The following is a 24,827-nucleotide window of genomic DNA, read 5'->3' as shown; positions in this document are numbered from 1 at the left end:
TGACTTGAACTTCTCTCAAGGGTCTCACCGGAATGTCCCGCCCCTCCTTGTATGCCCTGCAGGGCTTCGTGGCCTCGGCCCGCCACGGCAACCTGTCGCACGCGGCGCAGTCGCTGCACCTGACGGTCAGCGCGTTGAGCCACCAGATTCGCGGCCTGGAGGAGCAGCTCGGCCAGCGCCTCTTCGTGCGCAAGGCACGCGGCGTCGAGCTGACCGCCGACGGACGAAGGCTGTTCGAGCGAGTCGCCGAGCACCTCGAGGCGATAGAGCAGGCGATGCGGCCGTACCGCGCGCGCCGCGATGACGTGCTGACGCTCACGGTGCTGCCCTCGCTTGCGACGAGCTGGCTGGTGCCGCGCCTGCCGGGCTTCGTCGAGCTGCATCCGCGGCTCGAGCTCAACCTGCAGTCGACCGTGGACCTGGTGGACTTCGAGCGCGACCTCGAGGTCGATGCCGGACTGCGCTTCGGACGCGGAGAGTGGCCGGGGCTGCGGTCCGTCCACCTGTTCGACGACTGGGTCACCCCCTCGGCGAGTCCGGCGCTCATCGAGCGGCTGGGACGCCCCACCCCGCGAACCCTGAAGCGCTTCCCCCTGCTGGGCTCCTCGGGCACCTGGAGCAGATGGTTCGAGACCTACGGCGGCACCCCGCCCCAGCGCTTCGTCGCCAACTTCGACGACTCGGAGACGATGCTCCGCGCGGCGGTGGAAGGGCTCGGCATTGCCCTGGGCCGGTCGACGCTGATTCGCCCGCTGGTGAAGGCGGGCCTGCTCGTGCCGCTCTTCACCGAGCGCCTCAAGTCCGACAAGGCGTACCACCTCGTGTATCCCGCGCGCTCGGACGACCACGCGGGGCTCGCCGCGTTCCGGAAGTGGCTGTTCGCCGAGGCGCGCGGCTATGCGGCACTGGACTCGGCGCCCCCGCCGCCGTGACTGCGGGTGCCCGTGACTGGGAGGCCTCGTCCCGCCGGGCACCCCCGGAAGGCTGACGCCACGGCGCAGCGTCTGGGGGCCCGGCCAGCACGCCCCTGGCCGCGGCGACGCGGGCCTGTGTAACGTACGGGCAGACCTGGGGGTGGCATGCGCCGGCTCTTCAACAGCGCTCGGGAGCTGTGGACGCGACACCCGGTGGCCCTGGGTGTCGTGGCGACGTTCGGCCTCAGCCTGCTGCTGCGGTGGCTGTTCCTCCAGGCGGTGCCCGACCGCAACTGGCCCTTCTCCATCTTCTTCTACGGAGACTCGCGCTTCTTCCACACGTACGCGCTCGACTGGGCGCGCGAGCGGCCCTCCCAGGCCACCCTGCCCTACCACCCGCCCCTGTTCCCCTGGGCCCTGGGCCTGCTCTACCGCGTCCTGGGTGAGCCCCAGGGCAGCGCGTACCCCTACAAGCTCGTCCTCGCGGTGCTGAACTCGGCCACGGTGGCCCTGACGTGGGCGTGGTGGCGCAAGGTGCTCGGCACCGGCTGGAGCCTGCTGGCCGCGGCCCTCTTCGCGTCCAGCTTCGGCTGGCTGGTGCTCTCCACCACGTACAGCAACGAGGTGCTCTACGCCCTCTTCCTGTCCGCCACCTGCGCGCTGATGCTCCAGCACCGCGCCGGGCCCACGTGGACCGGCGCCGCGCTGCTGGGCGCCGTCATGGGCCTGGGCTCGCTCACCCGCGCCGAGCACCTCTACCTCTGGCCCTTCCTGCTCGCGTGGGCGTGGCTGTACCGGGGGAAGACGCCGCTGCCCGCGCTGGCGGTGCGCTGGGGCGCGGCGGTGCTCGTCTCCGCGCTCGTCATGGCGCCGTGGGCCGTCCACAACGCGCGCGTGCTGCGCGACATCAACGCGCGCACGCCCGGGCTGGAGCCGCTGCCGGAGCTGGCCCCCGTCACCGTCTACGGCCCCATCAACTTCGCCATGGCCAACCACGCCGGGGCCACGGGCGGCTTCACGCCGGACTCGGTGAACCGGCTCGGCCAGGAGGGAAACCTGGACGTGGCCAACCCCGCCCAGCGCCGCCTGCTGCTGCACGGCTATGCCGAGGGGCTGGCGTGGATTCGCGAGCACCCCGCCGACGCCGCGCGCCTGTGCGTGGCCAAGCTGGACCGCTGGCTGGACGGCCTGGGCCTGGGCTTCGGCGCGTCCAACGTGCCCTCCGGCCTGAGCGGCAACCGCGCGCCCGTGGACCTCTTCGTCCCCGAGGGGGCCTGGCTGAAGTGGCCGCTGCTGCTGCTGCTGCTCGCCGGAGCCGCGCTGTCGTTGCTGCCGCCGTGGCGCGCCTTCGCCCTCTTCACCGCCGTGGTGCTGCACCGCGCCCTCATCACCCTCGCCTTCTTCGGCTACACGCGCGGCCTGCTCGCCATCTTCCCCGCGCTGCTGCCGCTGCTGCTGCTGCCCCTCATCGCCCTCGCGGCACGCCGCCCCTCGCTGGCCCCGCGCCTGCCCGCCTTCGCCGCCGCCGCGCTGCTGCTGTTGTGGGTGGAGGCCGGCGCCCTCGCGCTCGGCGCGCCTCGCGGCTTCATGGCCAGCGGCAGCACCGACAGCGCCAGCGGCAAGCTCATCCAGGACGACTGGGTGCGCATCTGGCCGCGCTAGCGGCGAGAATCACCCAGTCAATAATTATTTAGTCCTGACGGAGAGATACATGCTCCCCGGCCTGGGTGGTTTCACAATCCGTGCGCGAAAGTAACTTCCAGTCAACACTCTTACCCCTTGTTTTCCTTGAGACTGGGCTTTCGGAGATCTCACCGGGAATTACGTGGATTCAGTTTTTATTTCAGGACCGCTAATGCGTTCTCCGGGCTCCGTACGCGGAGCCCTCGCGGGCCCGTACCCCGCGGGCCCCCGTAGAGGAGAAACGCATGCGCCATTCCAAGGTGTTTGCAGCATGTTGCGTCCTGCTCGTAGGAGCAGCGAGCTGGGCGTTCCAGCCCCCCGAGGGCGGGCAGAGCGCCGTCGCGGGCAAGGCCTTCTTCAAACCCGAGCTGTACCTCCCCATCCAGAACGTCCCGCTGGACACCGCGCGCCAGAGCATGAGCGCGTCCGGTGAGGATGCCTGGGATGACTTCTTTGCCCGCAACGGCAAGGACTTCCACGTCTACATCGACCCGCGGACCGGTTCCCCCACCGCCGTGCAGGGCTCCATCCCCCTCATCCCGGGTGATGGCTTCAACAACAAGATCACGCTGGACCAGGTGCGTGAGTCCATCGGCCGTTCCGTCGCCGATGTCGACGCCACCGTCGTCGAGGACCTCGTCCTCAAGTTCATCGCGGACAACCAGACCGCCTTCAACATCGACCTGATGCAGCTGGGCGAGCCCCGCGTCACGCAGGTGGCCGAGCACCTCTGGCAGGTGCACATCCCGCAGCAGGTCAACGGCATCGCCGTGCGCCACGCGCGCGTGGCCGCCACCATCAGCCACGGTAACCTCATCCTCCTGGGCACCGAGGCCTGGGCCAACGTCGGCATCGACACCCGCCCCGCGTTCGCTCCGGCAGACGCGCTGGTGGCTGGCAATGGCTTCATCGGCCTGCTCACCACCCCGCAGCAGCTGTGGCAGCAGCCCACGCTCGAGCTCGCCCCCGTCTCCCGTCAGGGTGAGGCGTTCAACGGCGCCGTCGGCACCGGCTACGCCCACCAGCTCGTCTACGCCTACGGCTTCCAGGACCCGGACGCCCAGCAGCGCTGGAAGGTGACTGTCGACGCCCAGACGGCCGAGGTCCTCGCCATCGAGGACGACAACCACTACTTCGACGCGCAGATCACCGGCGGCGTCTACCCGACCACCAACATCGGCACCTGCGCCGACAACACGGTCTGCGGCACCATGCAGCCCAACACGCCCATGCCGTGGGCCAACACCGGCCTGGCGTCGCCCAACAACTTCACGGACTCCGCAGGCATCTTCAACTACAGCTCCGGCACCGTCACCACCACGCTGGCCGGCAAGCACGTCCGCGTCGCCGACAGCTGCGGCGCCATCAGCGTCAGCTCCGGCACGGGCAACATCAACCTGGGTGGCGTGAACAACGACCACGACTGCACCGTGCCCGCCGGCACCTCCGCGGGCAACACCGCGGCGGCGCGCTCCAGCTTCTACGAGCTGGGCAAGCTGGCCGAGCAGGCTCGCGGCTGGATCCCGACCAACAGCTGGCTGTCGTCCACCCAGCTGGTCTCCAACGTCAACATCAACAGCACCTGCAACGCCTTCTGGAACGGCTCGTCCGTCAACTTCTACCGCAGCGGCGGTGGCTGCCGGAACACCGGTGAGATTGGCGCCGTGTTCGACCACGAGTGGGGCCATGGCATGGACGACTTCGACGCCAACGGCACCCTGTCCAACTCCTCCGAGGGCTACGCGGACATCGCGGCCATCTACCGCCTGCAGACGTCCTGCGTCGGCTACGGCTTCTTCCAGACCAGCAACCGCGGTTGCGGCCTGACGCCGGACGGCAGCGGCTACAACCAGCAGGAGGCCCAGGTCTCCGGCCAGTCGTGGTGCAACACCAAGTGCTCCGGTGTGCGCGACGCGGACTGGGCGGCCAGCGTGAACAACGTCCCGGCCACGCCGCAGAACTTCGTGTGCCCCATGTGCAGCGCCAGCACCGGCCCCTGCGGCCGTCAGGTGCACTGCGCCGCGTCTCCCGCGCGCCAGGCCGCCTGGGACCTCGTCACGCGTGACTTGACGGCGGCGCCCTTCAACTACGACTCCAACACCGCCTTCATCGTCGGCAACAAGGTCTTCTACCAGGGCAGCGGCAACATCGGCACGTGGCACGGCTGTAACTGCACCGCCGGCACCTCCGACGGCTGTGGCGCCACCAACGGCTACATGCAGTGGCTGGCCGCGGACGACGACAACGGCAACCTGAATGACGGCACGCCGCACATGACGGCCATCTACGCCGCCTACAACCGCCACAACATCGCCTGCTCCACGCCGGCCCCGGTCAACGCGGGCTGCGCCGCCGGCCCCACGGCCGCCCCGACGCACACCGCCACGGCGGGTGACGGCCAGGTGGCCCTCAACTGGACGGCGTCCGCGGGCGCCTCCCAGTACTGGGTGATGAAGACGGAGGGCTTCGCCGGCTGTGACTTCGGCAAGGCCAAGGTCGCCACCGTCACCGGCACCAGCTACACCGACACCGAGGTCGCCAACGGCCGGCAGTACTGCTACTCCGTCGTCCCGGCCTCCTCGAGCGCCTGCTACGGTCCCGCCAGCACTTGCAGCTGCGCCACGCCGGCCTGCACCGCGCCGGGCGCCGCCACCCTGTCCACCCCCGCCAACGGCGCCACCGGCGTCGAGCCGGCCGCCGCGCTGGACTGGGCGGACGTGTCGGGTGCCTCCACGTATGAGGTCCAGGTCGCCACGGACTCCGCCTTCACCAACGTCGTGGCCACCGCCACCACGCTGGCGGCCAGCAACTGGAGCGTCTCTCCCGTGCTCTCCACCAACGCCTCGTACTTCTGGCGCGTGAGGGCGAAGAACTCGTGCGGCGGCACGGGCGCGTGGTCCTCGACGTTCAGCTTCACCACGCGCGGCTGCGTCACCCTGGCCGCTCCGACGCTGAGCACCCCGGCCGACGGCGCCACGGGCGTCGCCACCTCCGCGGCGCTCGACTGGAGCGACGTGGCGGGTGCCACCCGCTACGAAGTGCAGGTCGCCACCGACTCGGCCTTCACCAACGTGGTGCGCTCCAACAACACGCTGGCGGCCAGCGCCTGGACGGTGACTCCGGCCCTCTCCAGCTCCACCGCGTACTACTGGCGGGCCCGCGCGGCGGACACCTGCGGCACGGGCGCCTACAGCACGGCGCGCAGCTTCACCACCTCCAACGTGTGCACGCCGGTCGCCGCCGCCTTCGACACTGCCCGCCAGGCTCCTGCCTGCGGCACGGTCTGCGGCTGCGACACGGGCACCACGCTGGTCAACGGCCGCGGCACGCTGTCCGGCGGCGCCGAGCCCAACCAGCCCAACACCCTCAATGACTCGTGCGCGGATGGCAGCAGCGGCACGTACCACTCCGACGAGAGCATTGACCGGGTGGTCATCAAGACGGTGGACAACGGCCCGTTCGCCGCTGGCAAGCAGGTCACTGTGGAAGTGACGGCCTGGTGCTGGGGTACGACGGACCGGTTCGACCTCTACTACACGACGAATGTGGGGACCCCGGCCTGGACGGCGCTGAGCACCAACCAGGCCTGCACCGCGGGCGGCGTGGCGCGCGTCTTCACGCACACGTTCACCCTGGGCGCGGCGGGCACGCACGCCATCCGCGCGCAGTTCCGCTACGGCGGCACGGCCAGCGCCTGCACCTCCGGCAGCTACAACGACCGTGACGACCTGGTGTTCGGCGTCGGCGCGGCCGTGGCGGCCGGGCCGTCTGGCAAGAAGAGCACCTCGCAGGGCCGCGCCGCTCCGGCGGAGCGCTGAAGCCCCACGCCGGTCTCCCGCCCCGGCTCCGTGCCGGGGTGGGCTCCAGACCGGGGTGATGGCTGAGTAGGGGAAGGGCTCCCGGGAAGCACTCCGGGGGCCCTTCGCATTTTCCTGACGGCCCTGGCGGCCTCAGTGACGGCCGTGACGCTCCGGAGCGTCGGTGTGCTGCTCCGGCTTGCCCATCGGCGCGGCGGGGGGCGCCTCCCCGGGCCCGTACAGGAGCCCCTCCTCCACCGCGCCGCGCCCCGTCTCCCGCTGTGCCAGCTCGCGGTGATGCGCCCGCGTCCAGCCCTCATGGCGGTCCCTGAGGACCTCCTGCACGAGCACCTGGACCGCGGCGGCCAGCGGCACGGAGAGCACGACGCCGGCCAGGCCCGCCAGCGCCCCACCGCAGAGCGCGACGATGGAGATGAGCAGCGGGTTCATCCGGATGGCCCGCCGCTGGATGACGGGGCTGAGCACGTTGGACTCGAGCTGCTGGTACCCGATGAAGATGGCCAGCGCGATGAGCGCGGGCTTGAGCCCCAGGGTGGCGAACGTGGTGAAGGCCACCAGCACCGCGCTGATGACGCTGCCGATGTAGGGGATGACCCCCAGCATCATCACCACCAGCCCCAGCGCCAGGAAGTACGGCACGCCCTGGATGAGGGCCACGGTGGCCGCCACCGTGCCGCCGATGGTCATCACCAGCAGGGTGCCCGCGAGGTAGTTGCCCACCGCTTCGCGCATCCGCCCCACCAGCAAGCGCACGCGCGGCTGGCGCCGGGGTGAGACCCACTGGAGGATGCTCTCGTAGAGGTCCGCGCCGAACAGCAGGCTGAAGACGGTGAGGGCCACCACGGTGATGCCCGCCGCCACCAGCCCCAGCGTGGACGAGAGGACGCCGATGGCCCGGCCCGCCAGGTCTGCCGGCTCGAAGCGAATCAGGTCCTCCGCGCGGATCTGCACCCCGTATCTCCGGTTCAGCTCCTGAGCCCACTCCGACTGGACGAGCTGCTGGATGCGCTCCGGCGCGGACTGCGCGAGCGCCTGGAGCTGCTGCACCAGCATGGGCACCAGCGTGCCCACCAGCAGGCCCATGATGCCGAGCAGCAGCAGCGCGACGATGGCCACGCCCAGCCCCCGCTTCACCTTCCAGCGCTCCAGCTGCCGCACCAGCGGGTCCAGGGCGATGGACAGCAGCAGCACGACGGCCAGCAACGTGAGCACCGGGTACAACTGCCGGATGGCGACCCAACACAAGCCGAGCAGCAGGACCTGGAGCCCCACGGCCCACACCGTGCGCGGGGGTACGTAGACCGGGAGTTGGCGACGCGTGGACTTCATACCCGTCAAGGTAGGAAGTGGCGGCCCGCATGGCAGGAGCCCCACGGGGTTCACCGAGGTGCGCCTCCCACAAGTGCCTGGAACTCCCGGCGCCGATGCCATTTTCGGCAGAGCAGCCAGGCAGGCGGGCGCTTGGAGGCCTGCCTCCTCTCCGGGGCGGCGAGCGGGGGCCTTACGGCCCACCCGTGCCATTGGGGTCGCTCGGCCCCACCCTCCAGGGCGAATACGAACTTGAGAAACCTGGACGCGTCCTATCCGATAATCTTCAAGCAGGCTGCACGGCCTGACGCACGGAGGGTGAAGCGATGTGGATTGAAGCCATCGTCCTACCCCGAGAAAGTCCCCGGCCGTCGAGGTCGCTGTCCTCGCGCGGGCGGAGCAGCCGGGCGGCAGCCTCCTCGCCTGCCCTGGACCGCTCGCACCTCTATGCGGCCGGGTGCGAGGAGGGCCGCCGTTTCCGCGACGCAGTGCTGGGGTTCCTCCGGGCACGGCACCTGATGAGCGCGGTGCGGTGGATCAGCGACCCGGGCACCCATGCGCAGGTGACGCTCCACTGCACGCAAGTCGTACTGGAGCAGCTCCGGCAGGCGCCGGAGTTCGACGCCGGCCTGTCCATGAACCTGGAGTTCCTCACCTGAGCGCTGCCGTCGTCCCGGCTCGCCCCTAGTTTCCAATTGGAGACACAGGGGCGGCCGCGTGGGAGCAGGAGCACATGGAGTGCTCCGCCCACGGGACGCGGAGGAATGCGCCATGAGTGAGCTCACCATCAAGCACGTCTCGGCACCGGACGAGCGCCGGCCCTTCGTGGCGCACGGCCATGCGGACATCTTCAACTTCGGTGACGGCGCCGCCGTGGGAATGGCCGTCTTCGAGCCGGGCTGGAAGTGGTCCCAGGACGTCAAGCCCATCGCGGGCACGGAGAGCTGCCAGGTCGCCCACGCGGGCTACGTCCTCTCCGGCCGGCTGGCCATCGTCATGGATGACGGCACGCGGGCGGAGGTCGTCGCGGGGGACATGGTCAGCATCCCGCCCGGCCATGACGCCTGGGTGGTCGGGGACGAGCCCTGCACCATGTTGGACTTCGGAGGCATGGCCCAGTACGCGCGGAGCGAAGCGCCGGCCCCGCGGCACGAGGGCGCGGGAGAGGCGGCCCCCGGCATCCACTGAGCCAGGGGCCGACACGCTCGCGAGCGGCTACGGCGTGCAGGACAGGCCGGGCTCGGCGGGGATGTGGCCCTCGTACGTGAGGCCAGTGGGGCCGTACCAGGGCAGCACGTCGATGGCGAAGCGGCCGGCCTTCACGGCCGGGTCCTGCGCGGTGAGGGCGACTGCCTCCTCACGGGTGGCGACGTCGAAGATGAAGATGCCGGCCATGGCGTCTGGCGGCGCATCGGCCGGCACATCGAAGGGGCCGGCGATGAGGAGCTTCCCGCACCTCGCGAGCCGATCGATGTTGGCCATGTGCCCCTTGCCGGCTTCGATGGCCTCGGGCGTGCGCTCCTTCGTCCACGCCGGCCCGCGCTTCAAGAAGGCCATGTAGTACATGCGCATGGAGAACTTCTTCTCCGGCGCGGGAGCGCGAGGCGCCTCGGCGGCGGGAGCAGCCTCGGCGGTGGGAGCGGCCTCGGGCTGCGAGGGCGCGGCGCCGCGACCGGTGGCACAGCCGGTCGCGAGCGCGAGGAGGACGGGAACGGAGAGGGCGGTTCGCATGGCGCGTGCTTAGCACGCACGCGCCGGGCTTCAGGAAGCGTCCCCCAGTCCTTCCAGCCGCGACGTCCCGGAGTGCCAGGAGTCGACAGCGACCACCAGGGTGTCCACGTCGATTCGGAAGGCCCGTGTCCCCTCGATGCCGTACATCCATGGGCCCCGCCCGCTCAGCCAGGTGGGCTTCCAGGGAGTGCCGGCCTCATCCGTGAGCTCGAGGGAGCGTACCGGGCGCAGACGGCGGACTCCCTTGTCGTGCAGCCGGTAGAGCTGGAAGTCCCCAGGGGACTTGTACGAGCCGCCGAACAGGACGTGCGTGGCATTGACGGCGAGCGCGCGCACGCCGCGGACTGGCGTCTCCCAGACCAAGGGCGCCTCACCGGAGCGCAGACGGACGAGCGGGAAGTCCGTGTAGAAGCAGAGCCACGTCTCGTCATCGGAAGCGACGTTGAGCGCGTAGCAGTCCACGATGATGTCCGTCCCCGCGGCTACCGAGTCGTAGGCGGACAGCCGTTGCCCCGCGGCATCGAAGAGCACCAGCCCGGCCTGCCCGATGGGCGCGTTGTCCCCGCCTCCATGCCGCCACCCGTAGTTCCCGATGACGCCTTCATCGAAGTAGCTCACCCAGAGCCGGCCCTCGGAAGTGGCCTGCACTTCCTGGATGCCGTCGCCCAGCGTGAACTCCCGTGCCAGGGTTCCCTCGTGCGTGTAGACGGCGGCGTTGCGCTCGTGCTGGTCCTTCGCGATGTAGCGACACCGTCCGTCGACCAGCACCACCTCGCCACCGGGAAGGGGCTGGACGTAGTGGACGTGGCGATGCGTCCCGGGCAGGAGCAACCTCGCTGGAGGAGCGCCGGTTCCGCCGAAGCGGAGCACCTCGTCGCCTGCGAGGACCCACAGGTCCTGCTCGGGGCCAATGCCGAAGGCCCGCGCCTCGCGTCCCGCCAGGGCCTCCGAGAAGTCCAGGAAGGGTGGCACGGGGAGGGAACTCTTCTTCCGGGGTTGCATCGGTCCTCTTTCCATCCGCTGCCGTCGCGGTCCACGCCCGCTGACGCCGGCCCCAGAACGGGACTGACGAGCCCGGAACCTCCCGCGTGCGGCAGGCCGCCTGGGACGCCGGAGCCCTCCCCTTCCGCCGTCCAGGTTCCGCGCGTGCCCCGGGCGAACCGGACTAGAGTGGCCGCCTTCTTCGAGCTTCGTTCCCCGCCCCGGAGTAGCCCATGTCGTCCCCCCGCGCGCTGGCGCCGCTGTTCGTCCTCCTCCTGCTGACCGCCTGCTCCGACCCGACCCCCACGCCAGACCCGGTGGACAGCGGAGTCACCACGGACGCGGGCCCGGGCGCGGACTCCGGCACGGATGCAGGAACGGACGCTGGCACGGATCCAGGAACGGACGCTGGCACGGATGCGGGCTCGGACGCCGGCACGGACGCGGGCTCGGACGCCGGCCCCGGCGCGCACCTGAACCTCAACACCCAGGCCCTGCCGGATGCCTACGTGGGCCGTCCGTACTCGGCCCCGCTGCTGGCGACTGGCGGCGTGCCTCCCTATACGTGGGCGCTCACGGAGGGCGCGCTGCCCACGGGTCTGACGCTCACGGCGGAGGGCGTGCTGACCGGCACTCCGTCGGAGACCACGGCGGCCTCGTTCAACATCACCGTGGGGGACACCACGGGCGTGCGGGTCACCGCGCCGCTCGCCCTCACGCCGTACGCGCTCCCCACCCTCGCCGAGGTCCCTGCCCCGACGCGCGAGGTGGGTGACGACGTGTCGGCGACGCTCACCGTCACTGGAGGCAAGGCGCCCTTCACCTTCACCTCCGGCACGCTGCCCCCGGGGCTGACGCTGGCGAGCGGCGTCCTCCAAGGCACGCTCAGCCAGGCCGGCACCTTCACCTTCGACCTCACCGCCACGGATGCGAACGGCGTGACGGCCACGCGCTCCGTCACCTTCATCGTCCTCGAGCGATTCGCCATCACCACCGGCGCGCTGCCGCAGGGCACGCGAGGTGAACCGTACACGTTCACCCTCACTGCCTCGGGCGGACGGGCTCCGCTGTCCTGGAGCGTCACCGCGGGCACCCTGCCCTCCGGGCTCAGCCTGTCTTCTGCGGGCGTGCTCTCCGGGGCGCCGGCCTCGGCGGGGACCTCCACCTTCACCGTCACCCTGCAGGACGCGGATGCGCAGACGGACTTGCGGGAGCTGTCGCTCACCGTGCGCGACCCGGGCGCCCCCGTGTTCACCGTGGGCCAGTTCAACATCACCTACTTCGGCGACAACACGCGCGGGCCCGCGAACTCCTCCTCCGACGGTGGCACGTCCGACGACCGGCAGATTGCCTACGCGCGCGACGTCATGCGCGACGCGGGCGCCAACGTGTGGGGCATGGTGGAGATGGTGGACACGGCCGACTTCGAGGTCCTCAAGTCCCAGCTCCCCGGCTTCAACGGCTTCCTCTCCAACAACGCGTCCTTCATCACCGGAGGCACGTCCCCCTACGGCAACAGCAGCCAGAAGCTGGGCGTGCTCTATGACACCTCGCTCACCTTCAAGTCCGCGAAGCTCATCCTGAACGACGCGGCGAACCTGCCGGACTTCAGCAACCGCCCGCCCCTGCTCGTGGAGTTCACCACGGAAATTCAGGGTGTCGAGACGCCGCTCACGGTCATCGTGGTCCACATGCGCGCCGAGAGCGCCGACCCCACGGGCCCCCGCGACGCACGCCAGCGCGCGAGCGCCGCGCTGAAGGCGTACCTCGACCAGAACCTGCCCACGCAGCACGTCTTCGTGGTGGGTGACTGGAATGACGACGTGGACGAGTCCATCACCCTGGACCCCGGCTCCGGCGCGCCGCTGCCCACGCCCTACCAGGACTTCGTCTCGGACGCGGAGCGGTACACCTTCATCACCCGGGAGCTGTCACTCGCAGGGGATGACACCTCCATCGGGTTCGAAAACATGGTGGACCACACGCTGGCCAGCAACGAGGCAGCGGCCCGCTACGTGGCGGGCTCGGCCCGCGTCATCTACGCGGACAATTGGGTGCCGGACTACCTGAACACGCTGAGCGACCACCGCCCCGCCACCAGCGCGTATGCGTTCAGCGCGGAGACGGGCCCCTTCCTCCGGCTCAAGTCACCGCAGGGTGGCGCGTACCAGGCAGGCACCCCGCTCACCATCACCTGGAAGTCGTTCGGCGTGGAGCAGGTGCGGGTGGAGACGTCCATCAACGACGGCGCAAACTGGGACGTGCTGGCGGCCTCCGTGCCGGCCGCGACAGGCAGCCATTCGTGGATGCTACCGGACATCGACTCCACCACCGTGCGCGTGCGCGTGGTGGACGCGTCCAACCAGAATCGCTCCGACATGAGCGACGCGGCGCTAACGCTCATCCGGGGCCCCGGACGCGTGTTCATCAACGAGGTCCTCGCCCACGAGCCCCTCGTCAACGGCAGCCTCAACCAAGCCTATGAGTTCGTGGAGATCGTCAACGCGAGCCCCTTCGAGGTGGACATCTCCGGCTGGGGCCTGTGGGACTCCAGCAACAATGTCGTGCGTCACGTCTTCCCGGCCGGCACGCGGATGGGAGCGGGCAAGGGCTACGTCGTCTTTGGCGGCGCGGCGGGGATTCCGGCAGGGCTGACCAACGCGGCGGCGGCCTCCAGCAACCAGAACACCCTCGGCCTGAGCAACAGCACTGACGCCGTGCGGCTCCGGATGCCGAACGCCGGCAGCGAGGTCAGCCGGTACGACTACACCTCCACCGTGCAGAACGTCTCCGTGAACCGCGCGTCCGACGGGAACCCGGACGCGAGCTTCATCCCGCACACCGAATTCCCCTCGGGCCTGACGTCCTCTCCCGGCAAGCGCGCTGACGGCACGGATTACTAGGCCGCCGTGGGCAGCCCTTCCAGCAGCGCGGTGGACGGAGCGCCCAATGCTCGCTGCGTGAATCAAACCCACGGACAAGGCGACAGAGCGCCCCAAGCAGGACGCGCGGACGCGAGCCTCCAGGGTTCCCTCGACCTTCCGGGGCTCACGAGCAGCCCGTGGGCGCCTGGACGCAGTCTGCGCCCTGGTGGGGTAAGGCTGACTGGGTCAGGCGGGCGTGACACGTCATGCGGGCCTTGGAGCACGTCGTGATACGCCAACGGCCCACTGCCACGAGCCCCGATCAAGATGACTCCAGACACCGATGAGCGGATCCATGCTGTACGCCACTCTGGGCCGTCGGGTATGCCTGCGCCGAGTGGCACTGAGCGCACAGTGTCCATGAGCCGACAAACGAGCGCCCTTGAACGCGACGCAACTCTGATCCACGTGCCCCGATAGTGTCCTGATTGCCTGGGAAGCCACGAAGGACGCGAGGCGCGAAACATGCGGCAAACATGCATATCCGAAAGGGCCCGGCGAAAGCGATTGCTGCTCATTGTCGTTAGCGCATTGGCACTCCCTTTCGCGGTGACAGTTAGCGGATGTTCTCATGCCCAACGCCCCGAGCGCCGCGTCTATGTCATCTCAGAGGGGACTAGCGGAATTGGTGGATCTGGCGGACGCAATTGCGACGCCGAGCATATTCAGTGTTTCGACAAATGCTGGAACTCCGCTCCTCCACTGACGAGCATCAAAAGGGGCTCAGGCAAACACCACGAGTATTGCACTGAGGAATGCCGAAGAGAGTACATGGACTGCATCAATGAAACACAGCAACAATCACGAAAAGGCGAAGGCGAGCCTCTCCATTTCTCAAGTATTGACAGCGCACTTGAGTGGTTGAGGGAGCACAAGACCGAGGTAGCCATTGGAACAGTCGTTGTCGTCGCGGGCGTCGCCTTCATTGTTGCAACTGGCGGCACTGGCGCGCTGGTTCTCGCTCCCTTCGCTCTTTGAGCAACGAAAGGTGGACACAAATGACAGCCATAAAAGAATTCGACATGGATTCAATTCTCCGAACCCTTGATGCGGCAAGCAAAAACCATCCGCCCGGCTCGAAAGAAGAATCAACAATTCAGCTCGCCGCCATTTCCCTGCTCTACATACGTCGAACCAAAAAGCTGGATGACTTCTTAAAATACTATCACGAGTTTTTCGACCCGGCATTCAGCGTCCCTATTGCTCAAGCATTTCCGACGCAAGAGGAGGCGGATAAATGGCTAGTCAGCGGGCAAGCCTCTGACGGGGATCTTGTCAAAATCGCGGGTCAAGGCTTTCAGGTTATTCAGTTGCCAAGTGGTACGAGGTTTCTTCGGACGCCCCTTCCGGAAGAGCTTGCCCCCCCGGGCTCAGAGTAGGTGCTCGGCTACGGTCTATTCCCGGTGCGCAGTGGCAACCAGGGCCCATGCCGAGCACCACCTCGAGCCGTGGCGCCCGCCCGAGTTGGGCAGGCGTGCGACTCAAGTACCAGTGTACCCGGCTGGCGCGACTAATCTCCGGTGGCGCCAACTTCCCGCCAGAGCGTGTTGTCCATGTGCGTGACGTTCTTGCTCCCGCAGAAGTGCCACACGTAATCATCCATCCGCGGCGTCCAGTGGTACCAGAGCCTCGCGCCACAGCGGTTGAAGGTTGGCGGCAGGACGTGCAGCGGCGTCTGCGTGAACTTGAGCGCGAGGCTGATACACCCCTGGTCGTAGACCTCCCACGAGCGTTCGTGGGTCAGCATGTGAATGTAACGAGCCGCATCGAAGACGTTGCCGTGCTCGCGGGGAGAGAAGACCAGGACGCCTGAGTTGAGGTACTCCCGCTCGTAGTCGAGAGCGACACCCACCGAACGGTAGAGGTGCTCCATCTTCGCTTCGACGTTTTCTCGAAGTTGGTGGCCCTCCTGCTCGGAGCAGATGCCGCCGAAGGACTCGGCTGGCACGAGCTCGAACGGGCTGGGGCAATCAGCGCGCACCATCACGTCCCGGTCCAGGAAGACGACGCGCTCGTAGGACTGGGCGTGGCGATCCAGATTGAGCTTCTCCCAGTAGGCATCTGGCCAGGAGTACATCGGCCGGGTGATCTCGACGTACTCAGCGCCCCATCGTTCGGCCGCTGCCCGCTGCGAATCCCGAAGCGTCTGCCGCAGCCCGTCGCCGTACAGGTTGAGGGTCATGACCGCTTTGCCCCTGGCCAGGACGTTGCCGCGCAGTGCCCTCGCGCGGGAAGCGGACTCGCGGAACAGGAAGGAGATGAAGCGGTCCGACGTCAGCAACTCATGCCTCGTCAAACGCTTCACGTCATCGGCCATGCACTGGTTGCTGAGCATGTAGCAGAACGCAGACGGGTTTCCGGCCAGGTGCTTCCGATGCTCCTCGTCACTCCCCCGCACGCTGAACCGCTGTTGCTCATGCCAGACGACAGGTTGCGTGAGATACAGCGGCAGCAGGGGCATGTTCTCCCGCCCTACCTCCCGGACAATCTGTGTCAGCGGCTCGGTGCTGACCTCCAGCCACCGTGGCGCCCTGCCGGAGTTGACGACGGCCATCACCTGTTCGTGCTGCCTGGCGATGACGGGGGCGCGCGGCAGTGACGCCGTGAAGCCATAGCCGATGGTGTCATCCGTCGAGTCGTAGGACGCGAAGCCGACGCTGGATTTCTCCGCCAGGCGATAGAGCAGCTCGAACGTCCGGAGCGGGATGCAATCGATGTCGCACCACATTCCGCCGAAGTCGTGCAGCAGCGCGGTCCGGATGCAGTCCGACCGCTGGGCGACGTGCATGTGCGAGAGCTTCGCGGAATCGATGCCGTACCGCGAAAGTGTCTCCGGCACCACCAGCACCGCGTTGGGATGGAAGGCCTGCAGCAGCTCTGAGCAGAGCTGGATGTAAGCGGGCATCACTCCTTCCCAATACAGCCAGAGCGTCCATGGGCCGGTCGTCATCCACACGGATATAGGAGGCCTCCTGTCCTCTTGTCCATGCGTCGGCGGGAGGCGCGCCAGTGGCGTCCTATGAGAACGCCGCAATAGGCAGACTCGGAAGGTCCTGCGGGAAGCGGATGCGCTTCGGGCCTCTCCACTGCCAGATGCGCGCCGCGCCGCCAACCTTGACTTGCGGGCGCACCACTCGGACGGCCCCTCAGCGGCTCTCCTCGGCCCCTCCGCACCAGTCCTCGCCTTCAACAGGCCTCCCCCGCTTATGCTCTGGAACCATGGGAGGGCCGAAGATGGATGAGCTGCAGACCGCGGGCCTGGTGGTGTCCTCGCTGGGCATGGCGTGGGCGAGCAAAGAGGCCGCGGCCCAGCCTCCCGCCTCCGAGAGCCCTCCGGAGGCCCCGTGGGAGGAGCTCGCCTCGGTGAAGCACACCCAGGCCCCCACCCGGCTCTGGTTCAGCCCCGATGGACGCAGGCTGGCGACCGTCTTCCTGACGGAGTCCACGCCCGAGCGCCGGAACATCCAGCTCTGGGACCCGGGCACGAGACAGCCGTTGGCGCAGCTCGCCCCTGAAGACTCCCTGGGGCTGCCCGACATGAAGGTCTTCGCCTTCAGCTCCGATGGCCGGCACATCGCCACTGGAGAGGCCTACGCGACCGTCCGCCTCTGGGACGCGACCACCGGCAAGGAGCTCCGGCTCCTGCGCCACGGCCCCGAGTCCGCGGACCGCCCCTATGCGCCAATCCACGCCCTGGCCTTCAGCGGAGATGGCCAGCTCCTCATCACCGTGGCCAGTGACCAGAAGGTGCGCGTGTGGGACGTGGCCACCGGCAAGCGGAGCTCCAGCTTCGCCACCCGGAAGCCCTCCAACTTCCACCAGTTCAGCTCCGATGGGCGCTTCCTCGCCGCATGGACCGGCGAGGATGCTCGGTCCAACCGCTATTCGGTGTGGGACGTGGACTCGGGCAAGCAGCTCAAGCAGCTGAAGGGCCAGCGCTCCAGGGTGCACGAGCTGGCCTTCAGTCCGGACGGCCGCCGCCTCGCCGCCTGCAGCGGACATCATCTGGACAGCAACTTCGCCGCACAGGTGTGGGAGGTGGCATCGGGAGAGGAGCTCGCGAACCTGCAGCTCGACTGGATCAAGAGCCTGACCTTCAGTCCGGATGGCCAGCGCCTCTTCACAAGTGGAGGCCCCGGGCAGCTCTGGGAACTCGCCACGGGCAAGCCCCTCCTGACGATTCCCGAGACCGAGTACGGCGCCGTGGACTTCAGCCCGGACGGCCAGCGCCTCGTCACGGGTGGGAATGATCACGTCGCCCGCCTCTGGGACGCCGTGGCCGCGCGTGAACTCCAGACGTTCAAGCTCGGCAACACCGTCCGGGCCGTGGCCTTCAGCCCGGACGGCCAGCGCGTGGCAACCACCAGCCTCGACGGGTACACGAAGGTGTGGGGGCCGCCGCGGCTCTCACCGGAGCCGTCCTCCGCTCGCTGAGAGCTACCTCGGCGTGTTGATGACCGTCAGCCGCTGCGGCTCCGGCGTCGCCCAGTTCCGCGGGGTGTTGCCCGACATCGCAATCCCGTCGAGCGTCACGTTGCTGTCGAAGAAGTAGAGTCCCCCGCCCTCCTGGGCCTTGTTGTTGCGGAACTCGCCGCCACGGAACGTCCACTGGTTGTCCGCCGAGAGGTGCGCGGTGTTGACCGCCCCGCCCACGCCCCCGAACTGGGTTCGCGGACCGGTGCACTCGTTGTCGTGGAAGTTGTTCCCGGTGGCGACACCCGAGCTGGTCGGCGCAATCAGCATGAGCGCGCCAGCGTACGTGGGCGCCTTGTTGAAGCGGAACTCGTTGTAGTTCACGTTCACGTTCGCGCGCGAACCAATCCAGAGCGCGCCACCGGCGTCCTCGGAGTAGGAGCCATCCTCGCCCATGCCGTTCTGACCGCCGTCCTTGTTGCCGTACTCGAAGATGCAGCGTTCGAGGGTGTCCGACCCGGCATCCGACGTCGCCGCCAGCCGCAGTCCGGCCCAGCCGGTGGTGGGATTGCCGGCGGTGAAGACGATGGGGCTCGCGGCGGTGCCCTGCGCGGTGATTCGCCCATACACGGCGAGCTTGAAGTGCCCCATGAAGACCAGGCGGACGCCGGGCTCGACGGTGAGCCGGTTCCCCGCCGGCACCGTCAGATTTCCGGTCACCTGGTACGGCGAGCCCGCGAGCGTGAGCGTGCGCGTCGTGAGGTTCCCGGAGAGAGTCGCCCCACCGGACGTGCTCACCGCGACCGTGGTGTTCGCGGTGGTGCTGCCGCGCTCGTTGGTCGCCGTGAGCCTGTACGTCGTCGTCGCTGTCGGGCTGACCCGCACCGAGCGTCCGCTCACTTCACCCACGCCGTTATCGATGGAAACGTTCTGTGCGCCGGTGACCTCCCAGGACAGCTCGGCGGACCCGCCCTGAGCGATGGTCCCGGGGGTCGCGTCGAAACGCAGGACGTTCGGGGAGCCCGGTACCGGACCCGGGTCCGGGTCCGGTACCGGCTCCGACGAGGAGCAGGCGGTGGCGACCGCGATCGTTGCCAAGAGAGCCAGGACGAGGAGGGGCGAGCGGAGCATGCCCACCTTCTAGCCCAACGGTGGAATCCCGATAACCGCTAAGAGAAACCGGGTCCCTCCCCCAGGGAGGCGGGCGGCCGCTCCCCAAGCGGCCTCAGAGCCGAAGCCGGAAGGGGCCTGGAAGCCACCGCGGCGTCCAGGCCCTCCGTCCGGCTACTCGAACGTGGCCTTCACGTCGTAGCTACCACTGGTCCAATAGGTCGCGAGGTACCAGGTCCCCGCCGTCGGGGTCGTCCAACTGCACCCCTGCGAGATGCCCGTCGCCGTCGAAGCACAGGTGTACTGCGAGCTCGATGCGGGCTTGAGCCCCTTGACGTACAGGGAGAGCTGCCCCGGGTCGCTCGACGTCCCCGTCGGTCCACGGGTGGTGATGGTCAGCTTCGTCGCGCCGGACGGCACCTCGATCTTGAACTGGCCGTTGCCGGTCAGCTCCGTCGCGGCCACGCCATTCATCAAGGACGCGAAGGTCGTGTCATCGTTCCAGCCATCGATGCCATCGTTGATGGTGACCATGTTTCCCCAGGATGCGGTCGCCGGCGTCTTGGATTTGACCGAGATGCGCCGCTGCCCCGGGGAGCTGGAGTTGAAGGAGTCCAGGCACTGCGTGAAGCGACCGGACGTGTTGCAGGTGAAGACGTTGTTGTAGCTCATGTCCGCGAAGCGCACGTCGGTGGCGGGATTCACTCCCGACTGGACGTCGAGACGCACGAAGTCCGAGCTCGAGGCAATCGTGACGGAGAAGACCAGGGCTTCGCTGGGGCCGAGGTAGAGGTTCGGAACCGGGGTGCCCAGCGTCATCGGGATGATTTCGTTGGTCACGCTGTACCGGGCGGTCAGCACCACGTCCTTGAAGTCCGTCGCCCCGTCAACGCGAATGAGCCACGTTCCTGGCACCGGGTTCTCGAAGACGCAGACGTCCAGGCTGGTGAGACTCTGGCTCCGGCAGTCCGCCGCCGTCAGCGTCGGGCGCACGCCCCGGCTGACCGCGAGGTCCGCGTTGCCGCGGCCGCCCGACATGCCCACCACCAGCCGGTTCTTTCCTTCCGGCACCTCCACCTTGAAGTACTGGACGGAGCCTGACTTGCCCTCGAACGCCACCACGTTCTCCCCACTGGCCAGCGCCCTCACGCCCTCACCGGGAGTGCTCGCGAAGGTCGTGACCAGACGGGCATTCGTAAAGGCTTCGGTGCCGCGAACGGCCACGTACCAGGTGCCCGGCTGCGGGTTGGCGAACTCGCAGTGCTCCTCGTTGTTGGGGCGGGTGGACGCGCAGTCGTACGTCGTGCCCGGGACCTCGCCGTGCTTCACGTACAGGTCCGCGTTCCCCGTTCCGCCGCTGAGCACCACCCGGAAGTCGCTGAGCCCGGCTGGAACCTCGACCTTCCACACCCGCTCCAGGCCAGGGGCCCCGGCGAATGGCTGCTCCTCGAACCCCGGAGCCATGAGTGGGATGCCGGAGGAGGTCGTGGCCCGGACGACTCCATCGAGCGCGGACTCGCTGGCCACCAGGACGTACCACGCCCCCGCCTGCGGATTGTCGATGACGCACGTCTGCCCCGGCGGGACGTTGTTGTACGTCCAGGAAGTCGCCTGGCACGTGTACTGGAACGTCGCGGGAACGTCCCCGTACCGGACGTACAGGCGCGTCTGGGTGCCGCGCTGGAAGGCGTGGTCCACGCGCAGCTGCGCCTGTCCTTCCGGAACGTCGATGCGCCAGTACCGGAACTCACGCTGCGCGCCGGCCGTGAAGGCTTCGGGGACACCCTCCGTCAGCGAGCCGACCGGGCCGCCCCCATACCACCCGGCCAGGGTGCCGTAGACGATTCCTGTCGTGAAATACACCGTGACGTAATAGCGCCCGGCCTGGGGCCGGAAGAGCCGGCACGGAGACCTGCAGCCGTCGCTGACATTCGTTGACCACGAGCCCTGCTTCACCATGGCCCAGTTGTTGTGCTCGGTCGTCAGCGTGAAGTTGGCCTCCGTCTGCCCCTCCGGGATGTCGAAGGAGTAGTAGGCCGAGCTGCCGCCGTAGAGCACCGGCTGTCCCGGTGCCAGCGTCAGCACATTGGGACACCCCGCGGAGAAGCTCAGGCCTGAGAACGTGGTGTAGCCACGAACCAGGATGTACCAGGTGCCGGGCGTCGGATTCTGGAACTTGCAGCCTGTTCCGCAGGCCGTGCCCTCGCCCCGCTTCGGCGGAGTGCCCTGCTGGACGAAGACCTCGGCAAGGCCCGTTCCCTGCGTCGCCCGGACGTCCAGGCTCGGCTTGCCCTCGGGAACAGTGAGGGAATAGTAGCGGTCCTCGAGCGGACTGCCGGACAGCCCGCTCACCTGCTGGTAGTTCTGCAGCGGCGTCGCCGTTCCGGTGCCCGTGGAGGAGACCACGCGAGCCGTCAGGTTCAGACTGTAGATGGCACTGTTTGCCCGGACCACCAGGTACCACGTCCCCGCTTGCGGATTGTCGAACGTGCACGAAGCCGGGCCGCTTGAGACACTGGCGAGGCAGTCCACCGCGGTGCCATTGACGCCGGGGAAGGGGTCCCCGCGCTGGACGTAGAGCGAGCGAATCACAGACGAGACCTCCACCGAGAGCCGGGCCTGTCCCGTGGGGACACTGAGGGTGTAGTAGGTCAGGTCATCCCGCGCCGCGCTGATGCCCGTCACCGTCTGGCCGTTCGTGAGCGCCACGGTGGGCTTCACGCTCCCGGTCACCCAGGGGAGGATCTGGTTCCCCGACGTGTTGTTCGACATCAGGATGTAGTACCGGCCCGCCCTGGGCTTGAAGATGTCGCAGGTGCCGCTGCAATCGAAAAGCGTGTCGGTGGGCCGGGCGCCCAACCTCGCCTTCACGGTGCTGGTGCCCGAAGAATCAATCTTGAAGCGGCCCTTTCCCGCGGGGACGTCGACGAAGAACATCGTCGGCTTGTTGGAGTAGTGGAAGAAGTTGGTGTTCGCAAACAGCGGCAGGGGCTGGTTGAAGTAGACGACCAGCTTCGCGTTGGCGTACGCCGTCATTCCTTCGAGCTTCACACTCCAGGTGTCGGCGGCAGGTGCCTGCACGTTGCACTTCTCTTCGTTGTCGCTGCCTCGCGGGTTGCAGTCGTTGACGGAGTTGGTGGGGACCTGGCCGCTCTTGATGGTCATGTTCGCGTTGCCGGTTCCACCCGTCAGCGCGAAGGAGACCTCCTGGAGCCCGGCGGGCAGGTTGACATAGAAGTACGTCACCGAGGCCGCGGCCCCGGACACCGTGACGGGAACGCCATCCTGGAGCGCTGTTCCCGGTAGCGTGACGGCGCCCGCCGTCTGGGTTTCGAGCGCCGGTGGCGCGCCCGTCCCAATCGTGGGATCGCAACCCACGGCCAACATCCACAACAGTCCAACGACGAAAGCTCTGCGACTGCTTATATGCATGTCTTCTGTCCTGGGACCTTCCGGTCCGATGGTGAATCACAGGACATTTTCACGGTGCGTCTGACATGATTGGCGAGACAGGCATCCAGCAGTCCTGGCTCGTCAGCTACACGAAGGTGTACAGCGAGATTCGCTACCACCCCGCGCTCCTGAAGCGGACCCTCGTCCGCGAGTCCTTTCAGGGCAGCAACACCGAGCGCAGCTCCGCCACGGAGCGGAACAGGTGCGTGGGCGCATGCCGCGCCAGCGCCTCCGGCAGCGCGTAGCCCCACCCCACCGCGGCGGAGGGAAGGCGCGCCTCCCGCGCCGCCTCGAGGTCGCGAATCTCGTCGCCCACCGACAGGGCCTCGGCCGCCGGCACCTTCGTGCGCTTCAGCATGCGACGGAACCTGGCGGCCTTGCCGAAGATGGCGGCGCCGCAGTCGAAGTGCGCCACGGAGGCCGCGAGAGGGCCCAGCACGGTCCGCACCGACAGCTCGCTGTCCGAGCTGACGATGGCCACCGTCACCCCGGCGTCCTTGAGCGCCCCGAGCAGCTCCGGCACGCCCGGGAACAAGGGCGTGGTGGCGGCGGCGGACAGCTTCTCCTTGCGCATGTGGCTGACGATGGCGGGCAGCCGCCACATGGGCACCTTCGTGCGCGCCATGATTTCGCGCCCGGACATGCCGCGCATCGCCTCGAACTCCGTCGGCGTCAGCCGCGAGAAGCCGAAGCGGTCGGCCATGTCGTTGAAGACGGACCGGATCCACGGCAGGGAGTCCGCCAGGGTGCCGTCGAAGTCGAAGATGACCAGGCGATAGGGAGGCATGAGGCAACACCAGGTCATACCAGAAACGCCTCGCGGCGAACGTCACAGGCGCCGCGGCAGGGAGACCACCGCCTCCTGTCGGGGCTCGTGCCGGAACCGACTCCAGAGGACACGCTGACACTTGCGGATGCAGCGAGTAGGCTCGCGGCGCTCGCAACGAACCACCTCCCGCCTCGTGGGGCACACGTCATGCAATCCGGCCCACTGCCTCCAGCACGCCTGCCTCCAGGGACCCGGGTGGGACCCTGGCGTGTCCTGGAGCGGCGCGGCTGGGGCTCATACGGCGCCGTCTACCGTGCTCTCGGTGTGGAGGACATGCTCGGTCCCGTGGCGCTCAAGGTGGCCCTGCACCCCGGAGATGGACGCTTCGCGCGAGAGGTGGAGCTGCTCTCTCGCCTGCGCCACCCGAGCGTTCCGCGCCTCGTGGACCATGGGCTCTGGCTGCAGCCCGGGGGCGTTGCCTATCCCTACCTCGCAATGGAGTGGATCGAAGGCGTGTCCCTCTATGACTGGGCGCACATGCAGTGCCCCACCTCGCGCCAGGTGCTGCGCGTTCTGGCCAGCCTCGCGCGGGCGCTGGAGGCCACGCACGCAGCGGGCGGCGTCCACCGAGACGTGAAGGGCGACAACGTGCTCGTGCGCGCCGCGGACGGCCAGGTCTTCCTGACCGACTTCGGCTCCGGAAGCTACGTGGGCGCGGGGAGGCTCACGTCGCCGCCATTGCCTCCCGGGACGCAGCCCTACCGCACACCGGAGGCGTGGCGCTCCGTGCGGCTTCCCTTCCAGCCGTCGGACCCGCCCTATGCGCCCGGACCGGCCGACGACGTCTTCGCGCTGGGGATGACCGCCTACCGGCTGGTGACCGACGACTACCCTCCCACTCCAGCCCTGCTGAGCGAGGTGACGCACCTCTGGGGCCTGGAGGGCACGGGCCCCGTGCCTCCCCTTAGCGTCAATGCCCGCTGCTGCGTGGAGCTGAGCAGGCTGGTGTCACGGATGCTCTCCGTGCGTCCCGAAGCGCGTGGCGGTGCCGGCGAGCTGGCTGAGGCGCTGGAGCAGGCCGCGCGGAGCGCAGGGCCTGAAGCGGATGTGCCGCTCTTCACCGAGGAGGAGACGAGGCCCACGGGCCCCTCTCTTCCGGTCCAGCGCGTCACGGTGCGGCCACCTCCTCGCGTGGCGAGGTGGCCCTGGTTCGTGGCGGGCAGCCTCAGTGCATCCCTTGCCCTGGGCGTGGGAGTGCTGTTGAGCACTCGGTCCGTCGAACTGTCCGAGAAGACGCACCTCGCGGAGTGGGAAGAGGCGAAGGATGGGGGCACGATTGCCGTCGGAGACACCGCGCTGACGGCCCCGGTCGCGCCCGAGAGTGCACCCTCCGTGTGGTCGGCCATCCAGGCTGAGTTGCCGCCGAAGCCCTTCCCAAATCAGCGGAGACCCGACGGGGACGGACGATGTTCCGGAAAGGGGCTGGTCGCAATCAACGGCGGCTGCTGGGTGAAGTTGCCTGTGGAGCTGACGGACTGCGATTTCACCACGAACGGCGTTACGTACAGGGGCGCCTGCTACGTCCCCGTCTGGACACCGCAACGCCCTTCCACCTCAGGACCCACGAATGGCGACAACCCTCCATAGCCGGCACGGTCGAGGAGGGCCACTGACGGGTACCCTCGGGCTGTGCGTCAGTCCGGTGGAAAGGCCGCGCAGCTGC

17 protein-coding genes are annotated in these 24,827 nt (G+C 68.4%); 10 read left to right on the top strand and 7 right to left on the bottom strand.

The genetic code is table 11. The features are described 5' to 3' along the window. Positions 1 to 32: 32 nt before the first annotated feature. From G4D85_RS26760 to G4D85_RS26750, 3 genes are all read left to right on the top strand, one after another. Positions 33 to 932 carry a LysR substrate-binding domain-containing protein gene (locus G4D85_RS26760; protein ID WP_164016838.1) on the top strand — a complete coding sequence of 300 codons (900 nt, stop codon included), beginning with the start codon at positions 33 to 35 and terminating at the stop codon, positions 930 to 932. Between the two features lie 147 nt (positions 933 to 1,079). Beyond that, positions 1,080 to 2,576, top strand: coding sequence for an ArnT family glycosyltransferase (locus G4D85_RS26755; protein ID WP_164016837.1), 1,497 nt, complete (start codon positions 1,080 to 1,082; stop codon positions 2,574 to 2,576). A gap of 266 nt (positions 2,577 to 2,842) precedes the next feature. Beyond that, positions 2,843 to 6,415: an endopeptidase gene (locus G4D85_RS26750; protein WP_164016836.1), complete on the top strand. Its 3,573-nt coding sequence runs from the start codon at positions 2,843 to 2,845 to the stop codon at positions 6,413 to 6,415. A gap of 132 nt (positions 6,416 to 6,547) precedes the next feature. Here G4D85_RS26750 and G4D85_RS26745 read toward each other — a convergent pair whose 3' ends face one another. Further along, complete coding sequence (locus G4D85_RS26745) at positions 6,548 to 7,744, bottom strand: AI-2E family transporter (RefSeq protein ID WP_164016835.1); 1,197 nt, start codon at positions 7,742 to 7,744, stop codon at positions 6,548 to 6,550. A 305-nt stretch (positions 7,745 to 8,049) separates the two neighbouring features. Here G4D85_RS26745 and G4D85_RS26740 point away from each other — a divergent pair, with 305 nt between their 5' ends. Together G4D85_RS26740 and G4D85_RS26735 are read left to right on the top strand one after the other, a co-directional pair. Continuing rightward, positions 8,050 to 8,382, top strand: coding sequence for a hypothetical protein (locus tag G4D85_RS26740; RefSeq protein ID WP_164016834.1), 333 nt, complete (start codon positions 8,050 to 8,052; stop codon positions 8,380 to 8,382). Between the two features lie 112 nt (positions 8,383 to 8,494). Next, complete coding sequence (locus G4D85_RS26735) at positions 8,495 to 8,911, top strand: cupin domain-containing protein (protein ID WP_164016833.1); 417 nt, start codon at positions 8,495 to 8,497, stop codon at positions 8,909 to 8,911. Between the two features lie 27 nt (positions 8,912 to 8,938). On the opposite strand, the gene G4D85_RS26730 is transcribed toward G4D85_RS26735, so the two are convergent. Both G4D85_RS26730 and G4D85_RS26725 read right to left on the bottom strand, forming a co-directional pair. Continuing rightward, positions 8,939 to 9,454 (bottom strand): YciI family protein, encoded by a 516-nt coding sequence (locus tag G4D85_RS26730; protein WP_205525719.1) that lies wholly within the window; start codon positions 9,452 to 9,454, stop codon positions 8,939 to 8,941. 30 nt (positions 9,455 to 9,484) lie between these two features. Beyond that, complete coding sequence (locus tag G4D85_RS26725) at positions 9,485 to 10,426, bottom strand: hypothetical protein (protein WP_164016832.1); 942 nt, start codon at positions 10,424 to 10,426, stop codon at positions 9,485 to 9,487. Between the two features lie 242 nt (positions 10,427 to 10,668). Between G4D85_RS26725 and G4D85_RS26720 the strand changes: the two genes are divergently transcribed. From G4D85_RS26720 to G4D85_RS26710, 3 genes are all read left to right on the top strand, one after another. Further along, positions 10,669 to 13,338: a putative Ig domain-containing protein gene (locus G4D85_RS26720; RefSeq protein ID WP_164016831.1), complete on the top strand. Its 2,670-nt coding sequence runs from the start codon at positions 10,669 to 10,671 to the stop codon at positions 13,336 to 13,338. 792 nt (positions 13,339 to 14,130) lie between these two features. After that, the gene (locus tag G4D85_RS26715; RefSeq protein ID WP_164016830.1) at positions 14,131 to 14,337 is read left to right on the top strand and encodes a hypothetical protein; all 207 of its coding nucleotides are present in this window, start codon (positions 14,131 to 14,133) and stop codon (positions 14,335 to 14,337) included. Between the two features lie 44 nt (positions 14,338 to 14,381). Beyond that, a complete protein-coding gene (locus tag G4D85_RS26710; protein ID WP_205525718.1) occupies positions 14,382 to 14,738 on the top strand; it encodes a hypothetical protein in 357 nt (118 codons plus the stop codon). Between the two features lie 131 nt (positions 14,739 to 14,869). On the opposite strand, the gene G4D85_RS26705 is transcribed toward G4D85_RS26710, so the two are convergent. Continuing rightward, entirely contained in the window at positions 14,870 to 16,309 is a 1,440-nt protein-coding gene (locus tag G4D85_RS26705; protein ID WP_240359531.1) for a glycosyltransferase, read from the bottom strand. 284 nt (positions 16,310 to 16,593) lie between these two features. Between G4D85_RS26705 and G4D85_RS26700 the strand changes: the two genes are divergently transcribed. After that, positions 16,594 to 17,793 (top strand): WD40 repeat domain-containing protein, encoded by a 1,200-nt coding sequence (locus G4D85_RS26700; RefSeq protein ID WP_164016827.1) that lies wholly within the window; start codon positions 16,594 to 16,596, stop codon positions 17,791 to 17,793. A 3-nt stretch (positions 17,794 to 17,796) separates the two neighbouring features. Here G4D85_RS26700 and G4D85_RS26695 read toward each other — a convergent pair whose 3' ends face one another. The 3 genes from G4D85_RS26695 to G4D85_RS26685 all read right to left on the bottom strand — a co-directional run bounded on the left by G4D85_RS26695 (position 17,797) and on the right by G4D85_RS26685 (position 23,122). Next, positions 17,797 to 18,681 (bottom strand): hypothetical protein, encoded by an 885-nt coding sequence (locus G4D85_RS26695; protein WP_240359513.1) that lies wholly within the window; start codon positions 18,679 to 18,681, stop codon positions 17,797 to 17,799. Between the two features lie 375 nt (positions 18,682 to 19,056). Continuing rightward, entirely contained in the window at positions 19,057 to 22,260 is a 3,204-nt protein-coding gene (locus G4D85_RS26690; protein ID WP_164016825.1) for a PPC domain-containing protein, read from the bottom strand. Positions 22,261 to 22,492: 232 nt separating this feature from the next. Continuing rightward, positions 22,493 to 23,122, bottom strand: coding sequence for an HAD hydrolase-like protein (locus tag G4D85_RS26685; protein ID WP_164016824.1), 630 nt, complete (start codon positions 23,120 to 23,122; stop codon positions 22,493 to 22,495). A gap of 189 nt (positions 23,123 to 23,311) precedes the next feature. Here G4D85_RS26685 and G4D85_RS26680 point away from each other — a divergent pair, with 189 nt between their 5' ends. After that, positions 23,312 to 24,751 carry a protein kinase domain-containing protein gene (locus tag G4D85_RS26680; protein ID WP_164016823.1) on the top strand — a complete coding sequence of 480 codons (1,440 nt, stop codon included), beginning with the start codon at positions 23,312 to 23,314 and terminating at the stop codon, positions 24,749 to 24,751. Positions 24,752 to 24,827 lie beyond the last annotated feature (76 nt).

It is taken from the genome of Pyxidicoccus trucidator (genome assembly GCF_010894435.1).
GTDB lineage: Bacteria > Myxococcota > Myxococcia > Myxococcales > Myxococcaceae > Myxococcus > Myxococcus trucidator.
The sequence above is the reverse complement of the archived record's forward strand: the minus strand, read 5'-3'. Positions and strand labels throughout refer to the sequence as shown.